The 7,706-nt window shown below is 43.7% G+C and carries 7 protein-coding genes and 1 pseudogene; 1 reads left to right on the top strand and 7 read right to left on the bottom strand.

Annotated features, from left to right (window positions below):
- Positions 1-104: 104 nt before the first annotated feature.
- The 6 genes from feoB to AC1U9U_RS14225 all read right to left on the bottom strand — a co-directional run bounded on the left by feoB (position 105) and on the right by AC1U9U_RS14225 (position 5,822).
- Positions 105-2,255, bottom strand: a complete 2,151-nt coding sequence (gene feoB / locus AC1U9U_RS14250; protein WP_479961219.1) for a ferrous iron transport protein B — start codon at positions 2,253-2,255, stop codon at positions 105-107.
- Positions 2,256-2,438: 183 nt separating this feature from the next.
- Entirely contained in the window at positions 2,439-2,660 is a 222-nt protein-coding gene (locus tag AC1U9U_RS14245; RefSeq protein ID WP_479961218.1) for a FeoA family protein, read from the bottom strand.
- Positions 2,661-2,900: 240 nt separating this feature from the next.
- A complete protein-coding gene (locus AC1U9U_RS14240) occupies positions 2,901-3,497 on the bottom strand; it encodes a stage II sporulation protein M (RefSeq protein WP_479961217.1) in 597 nt (198 codons plus the stop codon).
- Between the two features lie 53 nt (positions 3,498-3,550).
- Positions 3,551-4,714 carry an endonuclease Q family protein gene (locus tag AC1U9U_RS14235; protein ID WP_479961216.1) on the bottom strand — a complete coding sequence of 388 codons (1,164 nt, stop codon included), beginning with the start codon at positions 4,712-4,714 and terminating at the stop codon, positions 3,551-3,553.
- A 25-nt stretch (positions 4,715-4,739) separates the two neighbouring features.
- Entirely contained in the window at positions 4,740-5,324 is a 585-nt protein-coding gene (locus AC1U9U_RS14230; protein WP_479961215.1) for an NUDIX domain-containing protein, read from the bottom strand.
- Between the two features lie 132 nt (positions 5,325-5,456).
- Positions 5,457-5,822: a helix-turn-helix domain-containing protein gene (locus AC1U9U_RS14225; RefSeq protein ID WP_479961214.1), complete on the bottom strand. Its 366-nt coding sequence runs from the start codon at positions 5,820-5,822 to the stop codon at positions 5,457-5,459.
- A gap of 284 nt (positions 5,823-6,106) precedes the next feature.
- On the opposite strand from AC1U9U_RS14225, the gene AC1U9U_RS14220 reads away from it, so the two are divergent.
- On the top strand, positions 6,107-6,961 hold the full coding sequence (locus AC1U9U_RS14220; RefSeq protein WP_479961213.1) for a GGDEF domain-containing protein: 855 nt from the start codon (positions 6,107-6,109) through the stop codon (positions 6,959-6,961).
- 144 nt (positions 6,962-7,105) lie between these two features.
- On the opposite strand, the pseudogene AC1U9U_RS14215 reads toward AC1U9U_RS14220, so the two are convergent.
- Positions 7,106-7,460, bottom strand: a pseudogene (locus AC1U9U_RS14215) (IS4 family transposase); the annotation flags it as partial.
- Between the last annotated feature and the right edge of the window lie 246 nt (positions 7,461-7,706).

Genomic DNA, 7,706 nt, shown 5'->3' with positions numbered 1-7,706 from the left:
ACATTGCGTCCTGCCAGGGCAATGACTAGAAGCACTACAGCCCCGATAATCAAGTTAGCTGCATTAGCAACGAACCATTCTAACATAATGTCACCTTCTTATTTTTATCCTTTAATCGGGACCCCTTTAACCTTAAGCCTGGTAGGTGTGCCCGATCGAAAAATCATATATAGGAAAACTCCCAGAACAGCCACCGCAAAAGCAGTACCTACGGTAAATCCTGCTCCACTGAAGAAGGAGCCGAATTGAAACACTATGAAGGCAATGAGGTAGGCAAAAATCGTTTGGTACCCTAGAGCAAAGGCAGTCCATTTTTTATCGGCCATTTCCCCTTTGATTGCCCCCATTGCTGCAACACATGGTGCACAGAGAAGGTTAAAAATCATGAAGGAATAAGCAGAAAGGGCAGTGAAATGTCCGGCAATTCCACTTAAACTGCCAACAGCACCTTGTTCGACCAGTTCTAGAGCATCCCCCGATACACCATATAGTACACCGAATACACCCACAATTTCTTCTTTGGCCAAGAGCCCCATAAGGGTAGCCACGGCACTCTGCCAGCTGCCAAAACCAAGAGGGGCAAAAATCGGTGCCACAGCCCCGCCGATAAGAGCAATGATGCTATGATCAATATCTTTTACCATTTGTACCGACCCAGCAACGAAGCCAAAAGAAGATAGGAACCAAATAAATACACTTGCTAATAAGATAACCGTACCGGCTTTTTTAATAAAAGAGTAGCCCCTCTCCCAAGTAGTTCGTAAAACGCTATTGACAGTAGGGAGATGGTAAGCAGGAAGTTCCATAACAAAAGGGGCCGCTTCCCCGGCAAAGGGTCGTGTTTTTTTAAGCATAATGCCCGAGACCACAATGGCTGCCACCCCAATAAAATAGGCACTGGGGGCAACCCACCATACTCCCCCAAACACAGCAGCAGCGATTAGGGCGACAATCGGCATCTTTGACCCGCAAGGCATGAAAGTTGTAGTCATGATGGTCATTCGCCGGTCACTTTCGCTTTCAATGGTCCGACTGGCCATAACGCCGGGTACACTACAGCCGGTGCCAATCAACATGGGGATAAAGGATTTTCCGGTGAGGCCGAATTTGCGAAATAAGCGATCCATAATAAACGCAATCCGCGACATGTAGCCGCACTCTTCTAGGATCGCCAACAGGAAGAATAAGGCTAGCATCTGAGGAACGAAACTTAAAACAGCCCCTACACCACCCACAATACCATCGATGACTAGCCCGTTCAACCAAGCCGCAGTCCCGATATTTTCCAGCCATCCTGATAAAGATACACTAATCCATTCGCCAAATAAGGTATCGTTCATAAAAACACTGAGTGGGCCACCTACAGCCGTAATGGCAATATAATAGACAAAAGTCATAATTGCCCCAAAGAGCGGTAAAGCCAGCCACCGGTTGGTTACATAGTGATCGATTTTATCGGAAGTGGTTACTCGGGAAGTATTTTTCCGAGTGTAGCTTTCTTTCACAATGCCGGTAATATAATTATAGCGTTCATTGGTAATGATAGATTCACTATCATCATCAAGATCTTTCTCCATTTTGGTAATGATCTCTTCCGCAGATACACCAGTCATTTCTTCAAGTATTCGCTCATCCCGTTCAAAAAGCTTAATAGCATACCAACGCTTGTGAAGTTCCGGAATATCTGCGGGAAGCCTACTTTCAATAAGCCTTAGAGAATTCTCTACCTCAGATGAAAAAATCGGTTGCCGACCATGAGGACGAGGATTACGAGCGATCTGAACAGCTTCTTCTACAACCTCATCAATCCCTATTTTCTTCATGGCGGATACTTCGAATATTTCACAGCCTAAAGCTTGAGCCAACTTTGCGGTATCAATTTTATCCCCATTCTTGTTGACTATATCCATCATATTGATGGCAATAACCACCGGAATTCCAATCTCCAGCAATTGAGTGCTTAAATATAAATTTCTTTCCAGATTAGAACCGTCAACAATATTAATGATGGCATCGGGGCGTTCCTCGATCAGATACTTTCTCGATACCACTTCTTCGGGGGTATAGGGGGAAAGAGAATAGATCCCCGGTAAATCCACAATAGTTACATCTTTATAGCCTTTAAGTATTCCTTCTTTTTTCTCTACGGTAACTCCAGGCCAGTTTCCCACAGTTTGGTTGGAACCTGTTAAAGCGTTGAACATGGTTGTTTTTCCGCAATTGGGATTACCGGCCAAAGCAATTCGCAAACCCATCTTTTTTCCTCCTCTACAGAGAACTTATGCCACGCCACGAAGGAACTGCCGCCACTGCAAACAATAAACACCCTCGGAATACGGAAGCCCCTAGTCGCTCATAGGTGCCCACAGACCGATACTTTCCATACAGCCAGTCAGTTAGCATAAGCTAACCACGAGCCAAAAAATATATCGGCGCAGCTACTGCACCTCAATATAGGCTGCATCTTCTTTGCGCAGGGTAAGTTCATAACCACGTAAATTTAATTCAATTGGGTCACCCAAGGGTGCCACTTTACGTACAAAAACCTCAGTACCTTTGGTAATGCCCATATCCATAATACGGCGTTTAAGCGCTCCCTGGCTATGTAGCTTAACCACGGTAACAGTCTCACCAATCTTAACATCTTTTAGGGTAGTCATAATCCATCCTCCTACTCCAAAAGTGGTTATCCCACTCAATCTTTCTCCTAAACACGATTGATTAAATAAATACATTTCGAGTAAGGCACTGCTAACTTCTAGACCTAGTTTACCACTGCTAACTCTCGGTCGTCAATATACTTAAGCTGTATTGATCAAAAAAATTTTAAGGGAAGTCATTTCGACTTCCCTTGAATAATGGGGACAGGTACCTTTTTCACGACTTTGCAACGATAACCCTTACAAATTAAAAAAACGCACTCCAAGTATGGAAAAGTAACCCTGGGTAACCCCGATAAGGACCGCCCCTAAAGAAACCAGCACTGTAGCCAGGGAGTAATACATAAATTCCCGCCGCAGAGATTCTCCTGCTTGCTTTCCTTTCAAAAGCACGAAGGAAAAAATGGTGGCCAGTCCCGCACCCAAAAGTAGAAAAGGAATCCCGGCCAGGGCCGGAATCAGTACCGAAATAATAACTAAGCCTAAGCCCCAAAGACCTTTTAAGCCCACAATAAAGCTCAGGGTAAAGCCGAAAACAAACCCGCGAGTAAAAACGATCAGAAAGATCAAGGGGGTACCGATCACAGTTAACCCTAGGAGCCAGATTCCCGCCATTATAATAAACTGCTCCCTGGCTAGCTGCATTAAGAAATCCGAATCCAAGGTGGTGGGCTGACTAGCCAACAGCTTGTCCAAAAAGCTGCTTAATTCCGTAGTTTCTCCGGCGTTAAGAGCCCCAACCCCCATAGCGCCAAAAATTATTCCAGCTAGATAAATGCTGACCAAAGCAACATATATAACCCAATATTGACGGATATGCACTCCTAGTTTACGCATACCTCCAGCCTCCCTGTCTATAGCCGTCCTCTATAGACATCCTATTCGGGAGTTCAGGAAAGTATGTCCACTACTTTACCAAATACTCCGCCGCCCCCTGCTTGAAATTCCAGCTCTCCTCTGCGGGAACGCAAAATCCATTGAGCAGCTTTTTCACCTCCCACCCGGATCAAATCTTCCTTAGTTACGCGGTGTAATACATTCATTTCCGTGCCAAAATGTTCAAGTAAACGATTATACATTTTGGGGCCGATCCCTGGCAAATCACGGAGAGGAAGCTGGTAGACATAGCGGGGATCTTTCGTAGAGGGAATTTCTCCATCGGCAATACTAACCAAACGATCCAGTACACCTGTCACTGCCTGTGAGCCTCCACATACCGGGCAGCTTAAAAGAGGCGGTTCACCCTCCACAACCTTTTCACAGACCAGGCAATAGGTGCGGTGATACTTGCCGAAGATAGGCGGCAGACCGTAGTTAGCCACCACTTCCCCCTTGATTTTATAGACAAGCTCCTGCAGACCTAAAAAAGACCCCTCTGATAACTGCAGAAGATTATATTCACGAGCGATCTTGGGCAGAGAATGAGCATCGGAATTGCTAAAAAGAACAACTTGCTCCAGTTCTGTAATTGAGCGCGCCATTTGCCGATCGGCACTTAACCCGATCTCCAAAGCAGGCGGCATACCCGGCAAAACATCCAGGAGGCTCGCACAGCAATTGCCGTAAATCCCTTTGTGTGGTGTAAAAGCATGAGCAGGCAGCCAAATCCCTTCCCCCTCTGCAACCGCCTCTAGCCATTGTTCAATACACAGGTGGGCTTTTTGTGAACTGAGCTGCCAGTTCTTCACATAGGGTTTTAGTTTATCTACATACTTCTCTATATGTCTCAGGCTAGGGAAATAAGCCAGAAAATGGGCTGAGCCCGTGCCGATGGACAGTTCAATTTCTGTTCCCGGAATTACAGTCAAGCCTTCCGCTCCATAGCCTCCCCCTTCCAGAGGGCGCAGCACCCCATCTTGGAGCAAGGCTTGGTAGTCCCTGCGTACCCCGGGGGATTGTGAGTCAATAACTCCGATCATCGTCAGACCCTTAATATCCCGAGAGGCCTGAAGAACATTAGGAAGAGTCATAGATTTCGCCGCTGTAATTTTGACCGCTTGGCCATCAAGACTTTGTCCGATATGAATATGAAGATCTGCATAGTGATTCGTCATAAATTTACCTATTCTTTCTACTTCTCTATTTAATATTGCCTGATTCTTTACTTAGTAACAGAAATATTCCTAACATGGTTTTTGCATCATTAAGCTCACCGGTTAATACCTTTTCCTTAGCTTGGGACCAAGGCATGCTCACCACGTTTAAAAACTCATCATCATCCATTTCTAAAGGGTCCCAGACCAAAGCCGTTGCCTTGTAGAGATGAATGATTTCATCGGTAAAGCCCGGGGTAGTATAGATACTAACCAAATGCTCCAAGGTCCCGCGGTAACCGGTCTCTTCCCTTAGTTCTCGTTGAGCACAGACTAAAGGGTCTTCACCGGGATCCAGTTTGCCGGCCGGTATTTCCAGGGTGACTCGCTCGATAGGATAGCGATATTGACGAACTAAAAGCAATTCTTCCCCTTTAAAAGGTATAATTCCTACTGCTCCCGGATGCCGAACCACTTCCCGGGTAGCTTCCGCACCATTGGGCAAACGAACCTTATCCCGGTCCATCTTTAGCATGCGCCCGGCAAAAACAATTTCTTTTTCCAGACAGGTCTCTTCTAATTTCTCAAGCACTGCTCTGTCGGCTTTTTCTGGCTCAGGCTTTTTATTCATTAGTTTTTCACTCCCAAACACTATTTTACTCCTAATCTTATCCTAACTCAAATTGTCAAGTTTTCCTCCTTCTTACTCAAGCTGACGGCATGCTTTAAATTCTTCCAAAAACAAGGTTCCTTGATAATTTTCTCATTCCCCGGTCTTATGAATTTTCTGCTTAAGCTTTTGAAGTCCGATATACTCCACTACGGCACGCCGTCCGATATTATTTAAAGAGAGTACCTCTGTTAAAAGACGTCCGGTTGTATAAGCTCCTACAATAGATTGATTAAGTGCGTCAAGGCCTTGTTGGCATTCCGTTCTGCCCAAAAGATAATCCGTTGACACATTGTAAAAATCCGCCAGTTTAACAATCGCGCGAGTTTGCAGATCACATTCTCCCTTCTCACATCGGGAATAATGTTGCTGTGTTGTTCCAATGATTTTGGCAATGTCTCGTTGCCTCAAATCTTTATCTTCTCGAAGTCCGCGGATTATTTCATATGTTTTTTTCATAGCTCGCCCCTTCTACATTCCATCAGTGTACAAAATAATACCACACACATTATTGATGTATTGACATAAAACCATAATTGATGTACAATATTAAATAATACATTTATAATGTGTAAATAAAGGGGCTTTTATTCATGGCAACCAACTTTGTGAATCTAAGCTTATATACCTGCAATATTGATCACCAGAGAAAAAAATAGTTTGCGGATAACATTAGCCGGTTCCCAAAATGACGCGCATAGGCGCGTCATTTCCTTATACTCCTAAAGGAAAGGTGAATAAAAATGGTTTTTAATACTTTAGCGGAAGCCCTTAATAGTATTCAAGTACTGGAGTCGGCAAATACATCGGTTTGCCTTACAGACACTGACAATAACATCATTTATGAGACCACAAGGAAAGCCGGCAAGCGGAATACCCGCCTGGATGATTCTAATAAAATTGAGAATGGATTCTACCGTTCTGCAAACGCTGCCTTTAGAGTGCATTTAATCGATAATTGGGTAACCGCCATAACGACAATGCCAGTCCTGATTGCTGTTAAACCTTATTCACTGGAATTTAAACAATTTATCCGGCAGAATACCCGTTTCGGTTCAGAATCCCGCAATTTTGAAGATTTGTCCATCCTGCAAATAAAGGAAATGGCTATCACAGATTCCCTTACCAAACTTTATAATCGAAGATATATTGACGAACGGCTGCCCATTGATATGCAAAGTTCCTTTGAATTGAATCAGCCTCTGAGCCTTCTCTTTATAGATATTGACTATTTTAAAAGAATCAATGACCAAAATGGCCATACGGCAGGTGACCAAGTGCTTCAGAAACTGGCTCTGCTGCTGCAAAAACAGCTCCGCAGGGGAAGTGGGTGGGTTGCCCGGTACGGTGGCGATGAGATCCTGATCTGCCTGCCGGGCAGCGGAAAAAAAGTTGCTAAGAGCATCGCTAACCGACTCAGAGAAGCGATTGAAAGTTATAATTTTTACTTTAAAGGAAAAAAAATAACCGTCACCTGCAGTATAGGTATCCAAACCGTTTTTAAAGATTCCGGTATAGCGAGCATCTCCGAATTAATAGCTATGGCAGATAGGAATCTATACCGGGCAAAGAAAGAGGGACGTAACAGAGTGTATTAATTCAGTAGCGTTGCATTAATTAAGATGGTTACTGTCTAGAAAAAATTCGACTCTGGCCTTCTTCAATTATTCGCCTAAATTGGTGTATACAACCATCTGAATATTCTCCTCTTAGTCCAAAGGAGCATCGGGCTAACAGATAGTCCTTTTCCACATTTTTACACCGGCTTTGCTCTTTCTGAACACTGCCCAAGGATACCGGGAAAGGCATAGGCTGATGGTGGATGCGTCAATCATGTACAATTTACCTAGTTGCTGCTGAATCTTACCATACCCTTGCTTTCGAGCTACTTTGTGTAAGGTGCGTTTAAAAAGCATTTCCGAAACCTTAGTAGGCAAAGTCTTTACTAATGAGGAGAGTGAGTTGATTTGTTTTTAGTTTTTTGGTCATGCGATCAAGGTCTGGGACCTCCTGATGAATATCTTTCCATAAATCTTTTGAAAAAAACGGCTGAAAGGCTTGCATAAATGTGGATTGCGTAGTATCCTTGTCCTGCATTTGAAATCTCCTTATAATTTGAGATTTGGGCAAGGACTACCCTATCTCTTATTATAAGGATTTTTTATTTGCTTTTACAGGGATAATCAGGAATACTCGCTGATTTAGAGAGTTTTTACCCAAATTTAACCTAATTTAGGCTTTGACTTTTCTCGTCGTAACTTTATGCAACGTTGCTTACTAAATAATATATAAATTTTTACCAAAAAGAACAAGCGGAAAAGCGAGGGCCGTATTTTAGTACTG

Source organism: Desulfitobacterium sp. (assembly GCF_982384815.1).
Note: the sequence above shows the minus strand (reverse complement) of the source record. Positions and strands in the feature narration are given on the sequence as shown.